11 protein-coding genes are annotated in these 13,552 nt (G+C 66.2%); 7 read left to right on the top strand and 4 right to left on the bottom strand.

Going from position 1 to position 13,552, the window contains the following annotated elements; all coding sequences use genetic code 11:
* Window positions 1-10 precede the first annotated feature (10 nt).
* Both J2R80_RS27770 and secG read right to left on the bottom strand, forming a co-directional pair.
* Window positions 11-1,642 carry a CTP synthase gene (locus J2R80_RS27770; RefSeq protein WP_057016524.1) on the bottom strand — a complete coding sequence of 544 codons (1,632 nt, stop codon included), beginning with the start codon at window positions 1,640-1,642 and terminating at the stop codon, window positions 11-13.
* Between the two features lie 167 nt (window positions 1,643-1,809).
* On the bottom strand, window positions 1,810-2,199 hold the full coding sequence (gene secG, locus J2R80_RS27765) for a preprotein translocase subunit SecG (RefSeq protein WP_028334048.1): 390 nt from the start codon (window positions 2,197-2,199) through the stop codon (window positions 1,810-1,812).
* Window positions 2,200-2,402: 203 nt separating this feature from the next.
* Here secG and J2R80_RS27760 point away from each other — a divergent pair, with 203 nt between their 5' ends.
* Both J2R80_RS27760 and J2R80_RS27755 read left to right on the top strand, forming a co-directional pair.
* Window positions 2,403-2,969, top strand: a complete 567-nt coding sequence (locus tag J2R80_RS27760; RefSeq protein ID WP_253639774.1) for an XRE family transcriptional regulator — start codon at window positions 2,403-2,405, stop codon at window positions 2,967-2,969.
* A 3-nt stretch (window positions 2,970-2,972) separates the two neighbouring features.
* Entirely contained in the window at window positions 2,973-3,503 is a 531-nt protein-coding gene (locus tag J2R80_RS27755) for an N-acetyltransferase (RefSeq protein ID WP_168855867.1), read from the top strand.
* A gap of 223 nt (window positions 3,504-3,726) precedes the next feature.
* Here J2R80_RS27755 and tpiA read toward each other — a convergent pair whose 3' ends face one another.
* On the bottom strand, window positions 3,727-4,479 hold the full coding sequence (tpiA, locus tag J2R80_RS27750) for a triose-phosphate isomerase (protein ID WP_168855868.1): 753 nt from the start codon (window positions 4,477-4,479) through the stop codon (window positions 3,727-3,729).
* Between the two features lie 241 nt (window positions 4,480-4,720).
* On the opposite strand from tpiA, the gene J2R80_RS27745 reads away from it, so the two are divergent.
* The 5 genes from J2R80_RS27745 (at window position 4,721) to J2R80_RS27725 (ending at window position 11,961) form a co-directional block, all read left to right on the top strand.
* Window positions 4,721-6,622: a peptidylprolyl isomerase gene (locus J2R80_RS27745; RefSeq protein ID WP_168855869.1), complete on the top strand. Its 1,902-nt coding sequence runs from the start codon at window positions 4,721-4,723 to the stop codon at window positions 6,620-6,622.
* A 70-nt stretch (window positions 6,623-6,692) separates the two neighbouring features.
* On the top strand, window positions 6,693-7,706 hold the full coding sequence (trpD, locus tag J2R80_RS27740; protein ID WP_057016518.1) for an anthranilate phosphoribosyltransferase: 1,014 nt from the start codon (window positions 6,693-6,695) through the stop codon (window positions 7,704-7,706).
* 11 nt (window positions 7,707-7,717) lie between these two features.
* Complete coding sequence (gene trpC / locus J2R80_RS27735; RefSeq protein ID WP_253639773.1) at window positions 7,718-8,539, top strand: indole-3-glycerol phosphate synthase TrpC; 822 nt, start codon at window positions 7,718-7,720, stop codon at window positions 8,537-8,539.
* Window positions 8,540-8,543: 4 nt separating this feature from the next.
* Complete coding sequence (moaC, locus tag J2R80_RS27730; RefSeq protein WP_050384518.1) at window positions 8,544-9,071, top strand: cyclic pyranopterin monophosphate synthase MoaC; 528 nt, start codon at window positions 8,544-8,546, stop codon at window positions 9,069-9,071.
* 157 nt (window positions 9,072-9,228) lie between these two features.
* Window positions 9,229-11,961, top strand: coding sequence for an EAL domain-containing protein (locus tag J2R80_RS27725; RefSeq protein WP_253639772.1), 2,733 nt, complete (start codon window positions 9,229-9,231; stop codon window positions 11,959-11,961).
* Window positions 11,962-12,150: 189 nt separating this feature from the next.
* Here J2R80_RS27725 and J2R80_RS27720 read toward each other — a convergent pair whose 3' ends face one another.
* Window positions 12,151-13,509, bottom strand: coding sequence for a S41 family peptidase (locus J2R80_RS27720; RefSeq protein ID WP_076825437.1), 1,359 nt, complete (start codon window positions 13,507-13,509; stop codon window positions 12,151-12,153).
* Window positions 13,510-13,552: the final 43 nt, after the last annotated feature.

Genomic DNA, 13,552 nt, shown 5'->3' with positions numbered 1-13,552 from the left:
GGCCGCTCAGTTAAACCAGCCGGCTCTGCTTCGCTGCCGCCTCGATGAACGACGCGAAGAGGGGATGCGGTTCAAAGGGCCGCGATTTCAGCTCGGGATGGAACTGGACGCCGATGAACCAGGGATGGTCCTCGTACTCCACGATCTCCGGCAGTACGCCGTCGGGCGACATGCCGGAGAAGCGCAGGCCGTGCTGCTCGAGGCGGTCCTTGTAGGCGGTGTTGACCTCGTAGCGATGGCGGTGCCGCTCGGAGATCTCGGTCGCGCCGCCATAGACCTGCGAGACGCGGCTGCCGCGGTTCAGCGCCGCGGGATAGGCCCCTAGCCGCATCGTGCCGCCGAGATCGCCGCTCTGCGAGCGCTTCTCGAGCTCGTTGCCGCGCAGCCATTCCGTCATCAGGCCGACCAGCGGCTCCTTGGTCGGGCCGAACTCGGTCGAGTTGGCGTCCTCGATGCCGACCAGATTGCGCGCCGCCTCGATCACCGCCATCTGCATGCCGAAGCAGATGCCGAAATACGGCACGTCACGCTCGCGCGCGAACTGCGCCGCGCGGATCTTGCCCTCGGCGCCGCGCTGGCCGAAGCCGCCGGGCACCAGGATGCCGTTGACGTGCTCGAGGAACGGCGCCGGGTCCTCGTTCTCGAACACCTCGCTCTCGATCCAGTCGAGATTGACCTTCACCTTGTTGGCGATGCCACCGTGCGACAGCGCCTCGATCAGCGATTTGTAGGCGTCCTTCATGCCGGTGTATTTGCCGACGATGGCGATCGTCACAGCACCTTCCGGATTGCGGACGCGTTCGTTGATCACGTGCCAGCTCTGCAGCGCCGGCGGAATCTTCGCGGTGATGCCGAATGCGGCCAGCACCTCATCGTCGAGGCCGGCGGCGTGATAGGCCTCCGGCACGGCGTAAATGTTGTCGACGTCGCGCGCCTCGATCACGGCGCTCTCGCGCACGTTGCAGAACAGGCCGAGCTTGCGCCGCTCCTCCTTGGGAATCTCGCGGTCGGTGCGGCACAGCAGGATGTCCGGCTGGATGCCGATCGAGCGCAGCTCCTTCACCGAGTGCTGCGTCGGCTTTGTCTTGAGTTCGCCGGCACTTGGAATGTACGGCAGAAGCGTCAGGTGAATGTAGACCGCGTGATCGCGCGGCAGCTCGTTCTTGAGCTGGCGGATCGCCTCGAAGAACGGCAGGCCCTCGATGTCGCCGACGGTACCGCCGATCTCGACCAGCACGAAATCGAACTCGTCGTTACCCGACAGCACGAATTCCTTGATCGCATTGGTGACGTGCGGAACCACCTGGATAGTGGCGCCGAGATAATCGCCGCGGCGCTCCTTGGTGATGATGTCCTGGTAGATTCGCCCGGTCGTGATGTTGTCGGCCTTGGTGGCCGGACGACCGGTGAAGCGCTCGTAATGGCCGAGATCGAGATCGGTCTCGGCGCCGTCGTCGGTCACGAACACTTCGCCGTGCTGATACGGCGACATCGTTCCGGGATCGAGGTTGAGATAGGGATCGAGCTTGCGAAGGCGGACTTTGTAGCCCCTGGCCTGCAGCAGAGCGCCGAGCGCCGCTGAAGCCAGACCCTTGCCGAGCGAGGAGACCACGCCGCCGGTGATGAATATGTACCGCGCCATGGGACTTTACCTTTAATCCGACTCCGGCGATTCGCAAAACGAATCGGCTGTTCCCGGCAAACAATTCGCCGGGCTGTGGGTTGCATCAAACTGGAAGCGATTTCAGAGCATTGATGGGGGTTTCTGATGCAGGATGCCAGCGGGGCATCCTGCATGGCCACCCCGCTTTATTGCGACCGTGGCGCCTGCGGGCCGCTCGGGGCCTGCTGCCCCTGCTGCTCGTCGGCCTTCTTCAGCGAATCGAGGATGCCGCCCGAGGTCGGCGCGTTCATCGGCGTGCCGCCGGCCGGCTGCGTCTGCGCCGGCGCGCCGGTGCCGACGATCGAGCTGGGCTTGCGGTCGTAGCCTGCGTACCAGGACAGGAACAGGCTGGTGATGAAGAAGCCCACCGCGAGGATCGCCGTAGTCCGCGTCAGCAAATTGGCGGTGCCGCGGCTCGACATGAAGCCGGCGCCGCCACCCATGCCAAGGCCACCGCCTTCGGATTTCTGCAACAGCACGGCGCCGATCATGACGGCGACAATCATGAGGTGGACAATGATAACGACAGTCTGCATCGCAAGCCTTCGTCACAAGCCGCCAAGCGGCCAGACAAACGGCGCTATCGGCTTTACGGTTTTCGTGAAGTCGCGCCCTGTTACACGATTGCACCGGGCATTGTCACCCCCGAGATAGTCGCACTGTCGACGATCACAAGCGGCGCCGATGGCGGCCCGGCCGGGCCTTGCCGGGAACCGGCAATTTCTACTATAGTAGACAAATGGATACTTTGGTAGACGATCTGAGTCAGCGCCTGGCGCAGCGGATCAGGCTCGAGCGCGATGGCCGGGGCTGGTCGCTGGCCGACCTCGCCGAACGCGCTGGCGTCTCGAAGGCCACGATCAGCAAGATCGAGCGCGCCGAGGTCAGCCCCACTGCGGTCGTGCTGGTGCGCCTCGCCTCGGCTTTCGATCTCACCCTGGCCGGCCTGATGTTGCGCGCCGAAGGCCAGGGCGAACGGCTGTCGCGAGCCGCCGCGCAACCGGCCTGGCGTGATCCGGAAACCGGCTATCTGCGCCGCCAGGTGTTCAGCCGTCCCGACCATCCGGTCGAGCTGGTGCGGGTCGAGCTGCCGCCGAAGCAGACCGTGACCCTGCCCGCCTCCTCCTACGCGCATATCCGCCAACTGGTCTGGGTGCTCAGCGGCAGCCTCGTCATCACCGAAGGCGGCGCGCGCCATTTGCTCGCCGCCGGCGATTGCCTCGGTTTTGGCCCGCCGGCAGAGACGACATTCGCCAACGAGACCAACGCCTCCTGCACCTATGTGGTCGCCCTGGCCCGGAGCTGATGCATGCCGCAGTTTGCCATCAAGCCGCTCGAGGATGCGCCCGGGATTCGCAGCGCGCTCAGCGAATTGTTGGTCGAGACCGTCGCCGGCGGCGGCTCGGTGAGCTTCATGCATCCGTTGTCGCCGGACGACGCCGATGCATTCTGGCAGGACTCGCTCGGCGCCGCCGCGCGCGGCGAGCGCATCGTGCTCGGCGCATTCACCGGCAATGATCTGATCGGCACCGTGACGCTTCTGCTCAACCTGCCGCCCAACCAGCCGCATCGGGCGGAAATTGCAAAGATGATGACACGCGTCGCCCATCGCCATCGCGGCGTCGCGACGGAATTGATGCGCACGGCCGAGCAGCTTGCGATCGCGCACGGCCGCACGCTGCTGGTGCTCGACACCGCCGCAGAGGATGGCGCTGCGCCACTCTATGAAAGACTGGGATTTCAGCTCACCGGCATCATCCCGGACTACGCGCTGAAGCCGCATGGCGGCCTCACCGGCACGATGATCTACTGGAAGCGGATCGGCGCGGCGGCGGCCTGAATCCGTAGCCAAGCAGAGATGCCGATGGCAACTGTCTGCGCAAAACTGCCAATCCCGTCACCCTGAGGAGCGCCAACGGGTCCGCGCAAAGCGCGGCCCGATGACAGGCTCCGCGCGTCTCGAGGGGGCGACGGCCACCAGCTGGGCCGTCGATCCTTCGAGACGGCCGCGTTGCGGCCTCCTCAGGATGACGGTGTGAGAGCTCGGTGCGAAAGGGGCAGCCCTAACACCCCGCAGCGATCGCCAAAAAGTCCGACGCCTTCAGGCTGGCGCCGCCGACCAGGGCGCCGTTGACATTGGCGACGGCCATCAGTTCGGCCGCGTTCGACGGCTTGACCGAGCCGCCGTAGAGGATCCTGATCCTGTTTCCCTCGCCCTTGAAGCGATCGGTGAGCTGACCTCGGATAAACCTGTGAACTTCCTCGACATCCTTGGCGGTCGGGGTCAGGCCGGTGCCGATCGCCCAGACCGGCTCATAGGCCACCACCAGATTGGCCGCGGTCGAGCCGTCGGGCAGCGAGCCCGCAAGCTGGGTGCCGCAGACATCGAGCGTCTTGCCGGCGTCGCGCTGCTCGCGTGTCTCGCCGATGCAGACGATCGCGGTCAGCCCGGCGCGCCACACGGCCTCCGCCTTCTGCCGAATCAAGGCATCGGTCTCGCCGTGGTCGGCGCGCCGCTCGGAATGGCCGACGATGATCGCGACCGCGCCGAGATCTTTGAACATCTCCGCCGAGAGATCGCCGGTGTGGGCGCCCGATGCCTTGGGATGGCAATCCTGGGCGCCGACCGCGACCTTCGAGCCGCGCGCCTTGTCAGCGAACGCCCCGACCAATGTCGCGGGCGGACAGACCAGGAGATCAGCCTTCCCGGCGACATCGCCGGCGCCCGCCAGCATCGCGTCGAACTCGGCAAAAGAGGATTTCAGGCCGTTCATTTTCCAGTTGCCGGCGATCAGCGGCCGGATGGCGTCGGTCATGTCGGATTTCCCATCATTCAAGCGTGTCCCTGCGCTACCAGAGCCGGGCGGCGACTTCCAGAGCTCGGCTTCGCGCACACCGTGCGACGCTTCCGCCCGCGCGGCCAAGGTTGCGGGGGCGCTTCGGCCACTTTATGATGGGTTTTCAACCCGGTGACGCCCTGCTGCGGGACAAAAGCCTCGACTTTCGGCTCCCCATTGGGCACGACCCGGTTCCCCTCCTGTAAAACAAGTTGGACCCATGCTTCGAGGAATGCGGAAAGCCTCATCAAACTGGCTCGGCAAGACGATTATGGCCGTGGTGATGGGCGTTTTGATCGTCAGTTTCGGAATTTGGGGCATTGCCGACATTTTCAAGGGGTTTGGCCAGTCGACCTTCGCCAAGGTGGGCGGGACCGAGATTTCGGCCGAGCAGTTCCGCCAGATCTATACCGACCGCCTGCAGCAGCTTGGCCGTCAGTTCGGCCGCCCGCTGACGCCGGACCAGGCGCGCGCCTTCGGCATCGACCGCCAGGTGCTGCAGCAGACGCTTGCGGAAGCCGCAATGGACGAGGAAGCGCGCCGCATGGGCCTCAACGTGTCCGACGCCGAGGTGCTGCGCGCGATCTACAACGATCCGAACTTCAAGGGCCTCAACAACCAGTTCGACCCGCAGCGCTTCCAGGCCGTGATCCGCAACTATGGCTATACCGAAGGTCGCTACATCGCCGAGCAGCGCCGCGTTGGCCTCAGGCGCCAGATCGCCGGCACCATCTCGTCCGGGATCGAGCCGTCGAAATCGCTGGTCGAGGCGCTGACCCGGTTCCAGAACGAGCAGCGTTCGATCGACTATATCACGCTCGGCGCAGCGCAGGCCGGAACCATCGATCCGCCCTCGCCCGAGGCGCTCGCCGCCTATTTCGAGGACCACAAGGCCCAGTTCCGCGCGCCCGAATACCGCAAGATCTCCTTCGTCGCCATCACGCCCGAGGAAATCGGCAAGTGGGAAACGGTGTCGGACGAGGACGCCAGGAAGATCTTCGAGGAGCGCAAGGACCGGCTCAGCACGCCGGAGAAGCGCGAGGTCTCGCAGATCGTGTTTCCGGACGCCGGCGAGGCGCAGGCCGCGCGCGGGCGGATCGCGTCGGGCACGTCGTTCGACGACATCGCCAAGGAGCGCAACCTCAATCTGGCCGACGTCAATCTCGGCCTGGTCGCGAAGTCGGCGATCCTCGATCCGGCCGTCGCCGATGCCGCCTTCTCCCTGGCCGCCGGCGAAGTCAGCCAGCCGGTGCAGGGCCGCTTCGGCGTCGCGCTGGTCAAGGTCGGCAAGGTCGAGCCCGGCGTGACCCCGAGCTATGAGAGCCTCGCCCAGCAGGTGAAGAACGAGATCGCCTCTGAGCGCGCCCGCACCAAGGTCGCCGACCTGCGCGACAAGATGGAAGACGAGCGCGGCGGCGGCGCCAGCGTCGTCGAAGCCGCGCAGAAGCTGAAGCTGACGCCCGTCACCATCGACGCGGTCGATCGCTCCGGACGGCTGCCGAACGGCCAGGTCGCGACCAACATCCCGCGCGGCCTCGACGTGGTGTCGCAGGCCTTCAACAGCGACGTTGGCGTCGACAACGACCCGATCCAGTTCAACGGCGGCTATGTCTGGTACGACGTGCTCGGCATCACGCCGTCGCGCGAGCGCAGCCTCGACGAGGTTCGCGATCAGGTCGAGGCCAAGTGGCGCGAAGACCAGATCTCCACCAAGCTGCGCGCCAAGGCGACCGAGATCGTCCAGAAGCTCGACAGCGGCGCCAAGCTCGCCGACGAAGCCGCCGCTGCCGGCGTCAAGGTCGAAACCGCGGCGAATTTCAACCGCGAGGCCTCGCTGCCTGCCGTGCCGGCCGGCGTGATTGCGGCGGCATTCCGGACCGCCAAGGACGGCGACGGAGAGACCTCCGTCGCCGGCGGCAGCCAGTGGGTGGTCTTCCGCGTCACCAACGTGACGGTGCCGCCGGTCGACTTCGCGTCCGACGCGGCCAAGCAGCTCACCGAGGCGCTGCGGCGGTCGCTGAGCGACGAGCAGGTCGCGCAATATGTCACGAAGATCGAGTCCGATATCGGTGTGACCATCAACCAGGCAGCCTTCGCACAGGTGACAGGCGCAAATAATTGAGCATGATCGGGACAGCGCGACGACGCGCTGCGCGGCGATCAAGCTCCAACAACAGACCCTGAGCCAGCGAATGGACGACCTGAAATCGATCATCGGAAAAGTCGCCACCGGCGCTACGCTGACGCGTGAAGAGGCGGCGTCCGCCTTCGACAGCATGATGTCGGGCGAAGCCACGCCCTCGCAGATGGGCGGGCTATTGATGGCACTGCGGGTGCGCGGCGAGACCGTCGAGGAGATCACCGGCGCCGTCACGGCGATGCGCGGCAAGATGCTGCCGGTCACGGCGCCGGCGGAGGCCGTCGACATCGTCGGCACCGGCGGCGACGGCTCCGGCTCGGTCAACGTCTCGACCTGCGCGGCCTTCATCGTGGCCGGCGCTGGCGTGCCCGTGGCGAAGCACGGCAACCGCGCATTGTCGTCGCGCTCGGGCGCCGCCGACGTGCTGGCCTCGCTCGGCGTCAAGCTCGATTTGACGCCCGAACAGGTCGGGCGCTGCGTCAAGGAAGCCGGCATCGGCTTCATGTTCGCGCCCGCGCATCATCCGGCGATGAAGAATGTCGGTCCGACCCGGGTCGAACTCGCCACCCGCACCATCTTCAACCTGCTCGGCCCGCTATCGAATCCCGCCGGCGTCAAGCGGCAGATGGTCGGCGTGTTCTCGCGGCAATGGGTGCAGCCGCTGGCGCAGGTGCTGAAGAACCTCGGCTCCGACAAGGTCTGGGTCGTGCACGGCTCCGATGGCCTCGACGAGATCACCCTCACCGGCCCGACCTTCGTTGCGACGCTCGAGAACGGCGAGATCACGACATCAGAGGTCACGCCCGAGGATGCCGGCCTTGGCCGCGTCGGCGGCGAGGCGCTGAAGGGCGGTGACGCCGATGCCAACGCGATCGCGCTCTCCAGCGTGCTGCAGGGCAAGCCGAGCGCCTATCGCGACGTCGCCCTGCTCAACGCCGCCGCCGCGCTGATCGTGGCCGGCCGCGCCAAGGACCTCAAGGAAGGCGTCGCGATCGGTGCCCAGTCGCTCGACAGCGGCGCTGCCGCCGCGCGGCTGAAGCATCTGGTCGCGGTTTCGAACGGCTGAGAGCGCGAAACATGTCCGATATCCTGACCAAGATCGAGGCTTACAAGCGCGAGGAGATATCAGCCGCGAAGCGCGCCCATCCGCTCGCCGAGGTCGAGGCGCAGGCCAGATCGGCCTCGGCCCCGCGCGGCTTCGTCCGCGCCCTCAAGGACAAGCATGCGCGCGGCGACTACGCGCTGATCGCGGAAGTGAAGAAGGCCTCGCCCTCGAAGGGCTTGATCCGGGCCGACTTCGATCCGCCCGTGCTCGCAAAGGCCTACGAGGCCGGCGGCGCGGCGTGCCTGTCGGTGCTGACCGACGCGCCCTCGTTCCAGGGCCATCTCGACTTCATGGTTGCGGCCCGCGCGGCGACCAGCCTGCCGGTGCTGCGCAAGGATTTCATGTTCGACACCTACCAGGCGGCGGAGGCGCGCGCCCATGGCGCCGACTGCATCCTGATCATCATGGCCGCGCTCGACGACGCGGCGGCCAGGGAGATCGAGGACGCCGCGCTCGGCTACGGCATGGACGTACTGGTCGAGATTCACGACCGCACCGAGCTTGACCGTGCCTTGAAACTTCGCTCGCCGATGATCGGCGTCAACAACCGCAATCTGCGCACCTTCGAGACCACGCTCGCGACCAGCGAGGCGCTGGCACCGCTGATCCCGCCCGACCGCCTGATGGTCGGCGAGAGCGGCATCTTCACGCCCGGCGATCTCGCCCGGCTCGAACGGGTCGGGATGTCGACCTTCCTGGTCGGTGAAAGCCTGATGCGCCAGCAGGACGTCACCGTGGCGACCCGCGCCTTGCTGACGCGGCAGGCCGCCCCGCGCGCCACCGCAACGCGCTGACGCAATGGCGCGGAACAGCAAGGGCAAGACCAAGGCCGAGCCTTCCGGCTCCGGCACCGCCCTCACCCATATCGACGCCAAGGGCGAGGCTCGGATGGTCGACGTCTCGGCCAAGCCCGCGACCGAGCGGACCGCGGTCGCCGAAGGCCGCGTCGTGATGAGCAAGGCGACGCTGGCGCTGATCGAAACCGGCCAGGCCAAGAAGGGCGACGTGCTGGCGACGGCGCGGATCGCCGGCATCATGGCGGCGAAGCGGACCTCGGAATTGATCCCGCTCTGCCATCCGCTGGCGCTGACCAAGGTCACGATCGACATCACACCCGACCGCAAGCTGCCCGGCTGCATCGTCCGCGCCAGCGTCAAGGTGACGGGGCCGACCGGCGTCGAGATGGAGGCGCTGACCGCAGTCTCGGTCGCATGCCTGACGATCTACGACATGGTCAAGGCGGTCGACCGCGGCATCCGCATCGAGGGCATCCACCTCGTCGAGAAGATCGGCGGCAAATCGGGGCACTATCGCGCCGGCGCGTGATCGCCGGTACGCACGCGACGGCCTGTCGCCAATGCCCGCAAGGTTTCATTAACCAATCTCGCTAACCCGCGCTCCATTTCGATTGGATACGACTTTCGCGGGCCGGGGGTGCACGAGACCTACTTCCGGGTGAAACACCTGGAAGCGATTGCGGCAAATGACTCCAAACGGCAGCGCCACGTTCAACATCAAATCGGTGATCGGCAGCGGTCCGATCCGCTGGCTGATCCTCGGCGGCGCCGTGCTGATGGCCGCGATCGCGATCGGCGCTACGCTGATGGCGGAGAATTTCCGCGATCGCGCCCTGCACAACAGCGAGCGTGAGCTCGAGAACACCGTACTGCTGCTGGCGCGGCATTTCGACCAGCAGCTCGACGATCTCGAAGTCGTCCAGCGCGACCTGATCACGTTCATGCGCGACAATGCAATCGCGACGCCGGAGAACTACAGGCGCCGGATGTCGGCCGCCGACATCCATGCGATGCTCAAATCCAAGATGGACGCGCTGTCCAATGTCGGCAGCCTCAACGTGTTCGACGCCGACGGCGTTCTGATCAACAGCTCGGGCGCCTGGCCGCTGCCGCAGGCCAGCATTGCCGACCGCCCCTACTTCCAGATCTTCAAGTCGAGCCCCTATTCGCCCGACATGCAGGTCGCGCCGGTGGTGAGCCGCATCACCGGAAACTGGACCACCGTTATCGTCCGCAAGGTCACCGGTCCGCATGGCGAATTCCTCGGCGTGGTCGGCCGCGGCATCGAGCCGGCGGCCTTCGAGAAGTTCTTCTCCACCGTGGCGCTCGGCGACGGCGCCGCGATCTCGATGCATCATCGCGACGGCACGCTGCTGGCACGCTATCCCCATGTCGAAGAGCTGATCGGGAGGAATTTCCGCAACGGTCCAGTCAATCAGCAGCAGGTTTTCGAGCTGCCGCAGAGCACGACGCGGCTCGCCAGCCCGGTCGACGGCAAGGACCGCCTGGTGTCGTCGCGGGCACTGACCAAATTCCCGATCGTCGTCGTCGCGACGAGCACCACCGAGGCGGCGCTCGCCAACTGGCGCGAGCAGATCGGCATCCTGATCGCGGTGACCAGCATCTCGGTGCTGGCGATCGCGATCCTGCTGACGCTGGTGGTGCGCAAGCTGGTGCAGCAGCATCGCGCCCAGCAGCAGCGCCTGACGCTGGAGAAGCTGCGGCTCGACACCGCCGTCAACAACATGACGCAGGGCCTGTTGCTGTTCGACGCCGCGCAGTGCCTGGTGATCTGCAACAGGCGCTATATCGAGATGTACGGGTTGTCGGCCGACATCATCAAGCCCGGCTGCAGCTTCCGCGACGTCATCGTGCATCGTCACCGGACCGGCTCGTTCCAGGGCGACGTCGAGCGCTACGTCAATCTCGTGCTGCGCGACGTCGGCATCCGCAACACCATGGTGATCACGACGCCCGACGGGCGCTCGATCCAGGTCGTCAACGAGCCGCTGGCCGACGGCGGCTGGCTTGCGACCCATGAGGACGTCACCGAGCGCCGCCGCGCCGAGGAGCGCATCACGCATCTCGCCCACTACGATGCGCTCACCGACCTGCCGAACCGCGCGCTGTTCCACGAGGAGATCAGGCGCGAGCTGCCGCATGTCACGCCCGACAGCCAGCTTGCGGTGCTCTATATCGACATCGACGAATTCAAGGGCGTCAACGACTCGCTCGGCCACATGGTCGGCGACGAGCTTCTCAAGTCCGTGGCGCGGACGCTGAGCGGCGTGATCGGCGACGGCGATTTCGTCGCTCGCCTCGGCGGCGACGAGTTCGCGATCGTGCAGACCGGGGTGAGGAGCGAGGCCGAGGTCGCCGACCTCGTCGCGCGCATCTACGAGGTGATCCGCGCGCCCTATCAATGCCTCGGCCACCAGGTCACGACCGACGCCAGCATCGGCATCGCACTGGCGCCGAAGGACGGCACCGATCTCGACCAGATCATGAAGAACGCCGATCTTGCGATGTATGCGGCGAAGTCGGCCGGCCGGCGCGTCTTCCGCTTCTTCGAGCCGGCGATGGATGCCGACGCCCGCGCCCGCCGCGAGCTCGAGATGGAGTTGCGGCAGACGATCGCCGCAGGCAGCGGGCTCGAAGTGCATTACCAGCCCTGCGTCGACCTGCGCAGCAACGAGATCACCGGCTGCGAGGCGCTGGTGCGCTGGCGTCATCCACAGCGCGGCATGATCTCGCCGGCCGAATTCGTGCCGATTGCGGAAGAGACCGGCCTGATCAACCAGCTCGGCGAGTGGGTGCTGATGACGGCCTGCAAGGAAGCCGTGAACTGGCCCGACCACGTCAGGCTCGCCGTCAACGTCTCGCCGGTGCAGTTCCGCAGCGGCACGCTGGCGCTCAAGGTGATCGCGGCGCTTGCATCGTCGGGGCTGTCAGCGAGCCGGCTCGAGCTCGAGATCACCGAGGCGGTGCTGATCCGCGACGACGAGAGCGCGTTGGCCGCGCTGCACCAGCTGCGCGCCATCGGGATCAGGATCGCGCTCGACGATTTCGGCACCGGCTATTCGTCGCTGAGCTACCTGAAGCGATTCCCGTTCGACAAGATCAAGATCGACCGCTGCTTCGTCACCGACATCGCCGATCCGCAAGGCTCGGCCGGCATCGTCGAGGCCGTCGTCAACATCGCCGCCGAGCGCAGCATGACGACGACGGCGGAAGGCGTCGAGACCGCGCAGCAACAGCAATTGCTGCGCGAGCTCGGCTGCTCGGAGATGCAGGGCTATCTGTTCAGCCCGCCAAAGCCCGCTGCCCAGATCCGCGAGCTGCTGGCCGGGCATCGCCGCGGCCCCGCTGCGGGCGCGAGCACGGCGCGGCGACGCAAGCCGGTCGCCGGCGCGGCGTAAGGCTGCTCGGAAGTCGGAGCCCGAGGGACGCGCCCGCACGATTTCGGAATTTTGGAAATTTACCCTGTAATTGCCCGACGTGTCAAATTGCCTGGTCGAGCGCCAGCCCCCACCGGCTCCTTTGCATGGGGTTGTTTTCGATATTTTGGCAGCTGCGTAGCCCGGATGGAGCTATCCGGGCTACAGGTTCTAGTTCGGCACCGGCCGCTTCTGCGCGGCCTTGGTGTCGGCGTTCTTGGCATCGGCGTTGACGGTGACGCCGCGCAGCTGGTTGAACGCCGCGGCCAGCGCCTTGTCGTTCTTCTCGTCCGGCGGGACGTAGGATTGCGAGCCGGTCTGCTCGGCGCCCTCGGCGGAGAGATGGCCGCGCATCGAGGCCTCGCCCTTGATCTCCGAGCGGGTCTTGAATTCGTCCGGCACGTCCTGCAGCACCTCGATGTCGGGCTTGATGCCGAGTGCCTGGATCGAATGGCCCGACGGCGTGAAATAGCGCGCCGTGGTCAGCGCCAGCGCGCCATTGCCGGTGCCGAGCGGAATGATGGTCTGCACCGAGCCCTTGCCGAACGAGCGGGTGCCGATCAGGGTCGCGCGCTTGTGGTCATGCAGCGCGCCGGCGACGATCTCGGAGGCCGAGGCCGAACCGCCGTTGATCAAGACGACGAGCGGCTTGCCCTTGGTCATGTCGCCGCCATGCGCGGTGAAGCGCTGGGTTTCCTCGGGATTGCGGCCGCGGGTCGAGACCACCTCGCCGCGCTGCATCAAGGTCGAGGTCACCGAGACCGCCTGGTCGAGCAGGCCGCCGGGATTGTTGCGGAGGTCGACGACGTAGCCTGTGAGCTTGTCCTGCGGGATCTGCTTCTGGATATCGCCGATCGCCTTGCGCAGACCCTCGGTGGTCTGCTCGTTGAACGAGGTGATCCTGATATAGCCGATGTCGCCGCCCTCGACGTGATACTTCACCGGGCGGACGCGGATGATCTCGCGCATAATCGAGACCTCGATCGGCTTGTCGGCGTCCTTGCGGATGATCTTCAGCCGGATCGAGCTGTTGGGGGCGCCCTTCATCTTGTTGACGGCCTGGTCGAGCGTCATGCCCTGGATCTGGTCGTCGTCGATCGACGTGATCACGTCGCCCGACATGATGCCGGCGCGCGAGGCCGGCGTGTCGTCGATCGGCGCCACCACCTTGACGAAGCCGTCCTCCATGGTGACCTCGATGCCGAGCCCGCCGAACTCGCCATGCGTGGTCTCCTGCATCTCCGCCCAGCCCTTCTCGTTCATGTAGCGGGAGTGCGGATCGAGCGAGGAGATCATGCCGTTGATCGCGCCCTCGACGAGCTTGGCGTCCTCGGGCTTCTCGACGTAGTCGGTCTTGACCTTCTCGAACACCTCGCCGAACAGATTGAGCTGCGAATAGGTGTTGCTGTTGTCGGAATGCGCGGCGGCGTTGGCGACGGCGAACAGATGCGCGCCCTGCGGCGAGGCCACGAGCAAGGTGAGACACGCGCCCGCCACCGTCCCGAGCAAGAAGCCAACATGTTTGCGCATTATCCGTGATCCCTTCGCTAACGGCCGGCAACGTTTCGCAACA

This window comes from Bradyrhizobium sp. USDA 4541 (genome assembly GCF_024171085.1).
GTDB lineage: Bacteria > Pseudomonadota > Alphaproteobacteria > Rhizobiales > Xanthobacteraceae > Bradyrhizobium > Bradyrhizobium australafricanum.
The sequence above is the reverse complement of the archived record's forward strand: the minus strand, read 5'-3'. Positions and strand labels throughout refer to the sequence as shown.

Excerpts from the sequence above, each read along its gene's own strand:
- J2R80_RS27770 (WP_057016524.1), bottom strand. The coding sequence starts at position 1,642 with ATGGCGCGGTACATATTCATCACCGGCGGCGTGGTCTCCTCGCTCGGC.
- secG (WP_028334048.1), bottom strand. The coding sequence starts at position 2,199 with ATGCAGACTGTCGTTATCATTGTCCACCTCATGATTGTCGCCGTCATG.
- J2R80_RS27760 (WP_253639774.1), top strand. The coding sequence starts at position 2,403 with ATGGATACTTTGGTAGACGATCTGAGTCAGCGCCTGGCGCAGCGGATC.
- J2R80_RS27755 (WP_168855867.1), top strand. The coding sequence starts at position 2,973 with ATGCCGCAGTTTGCCATCAAGCCGCTCGAGGATGCGCCCGGGATTCGC.
- tpiA (WP_168855868.1), bottom strand. The coding sequence starts at position 4,479 with ATGACCGACGCCATCCGGCCGCTGATCGCCGGCAACTGGAAAATGAAC.
- J2R80_RS27745 (WP_168855869.1), top strand. The coding sequence starts at position 4,721 with ATGCTTCGAGGAATGCGGAAAGCCTCATCAAACTGGCTCGGCAAGACG.
- trpD (WP_057016518.1), top strand. The coding sequence starts at position 6,693 with ATGGACGACCTGAAATCGATCATCGGAAAAGTCGCCACCGGCGCTACG.
- trpC (WP_253639773.1), top strand. The coding sequence starts at position 7,718 with ATGTCCGATATCCTGACCAAGATCGAGGCTTACAAGCGCGAGGAGATA.
- moaC (WP_050384518.1), top strand. The coding sequence starts at position 8,544 with ATGGCGCGGAACAGCAAGGGCAAGACCAAGGCCGAGCCTTCCGGCTCC.
- J2R80_RS27725 (WP_253639772.1), top strand. The coding sequence starts at position 9,229 with ATGACTCCAAACGGCAGCGCCACGTTCAACATCAAATCGGTGATCGGC.
- J2R80_RS27720 (WP_076825437.1), bottom strand. The coding sequence starts at position 13,509 with ATGCGCAAACATGTTGGCTTCTTGCTCGGGACGGTGGCGGGCGCGTGT.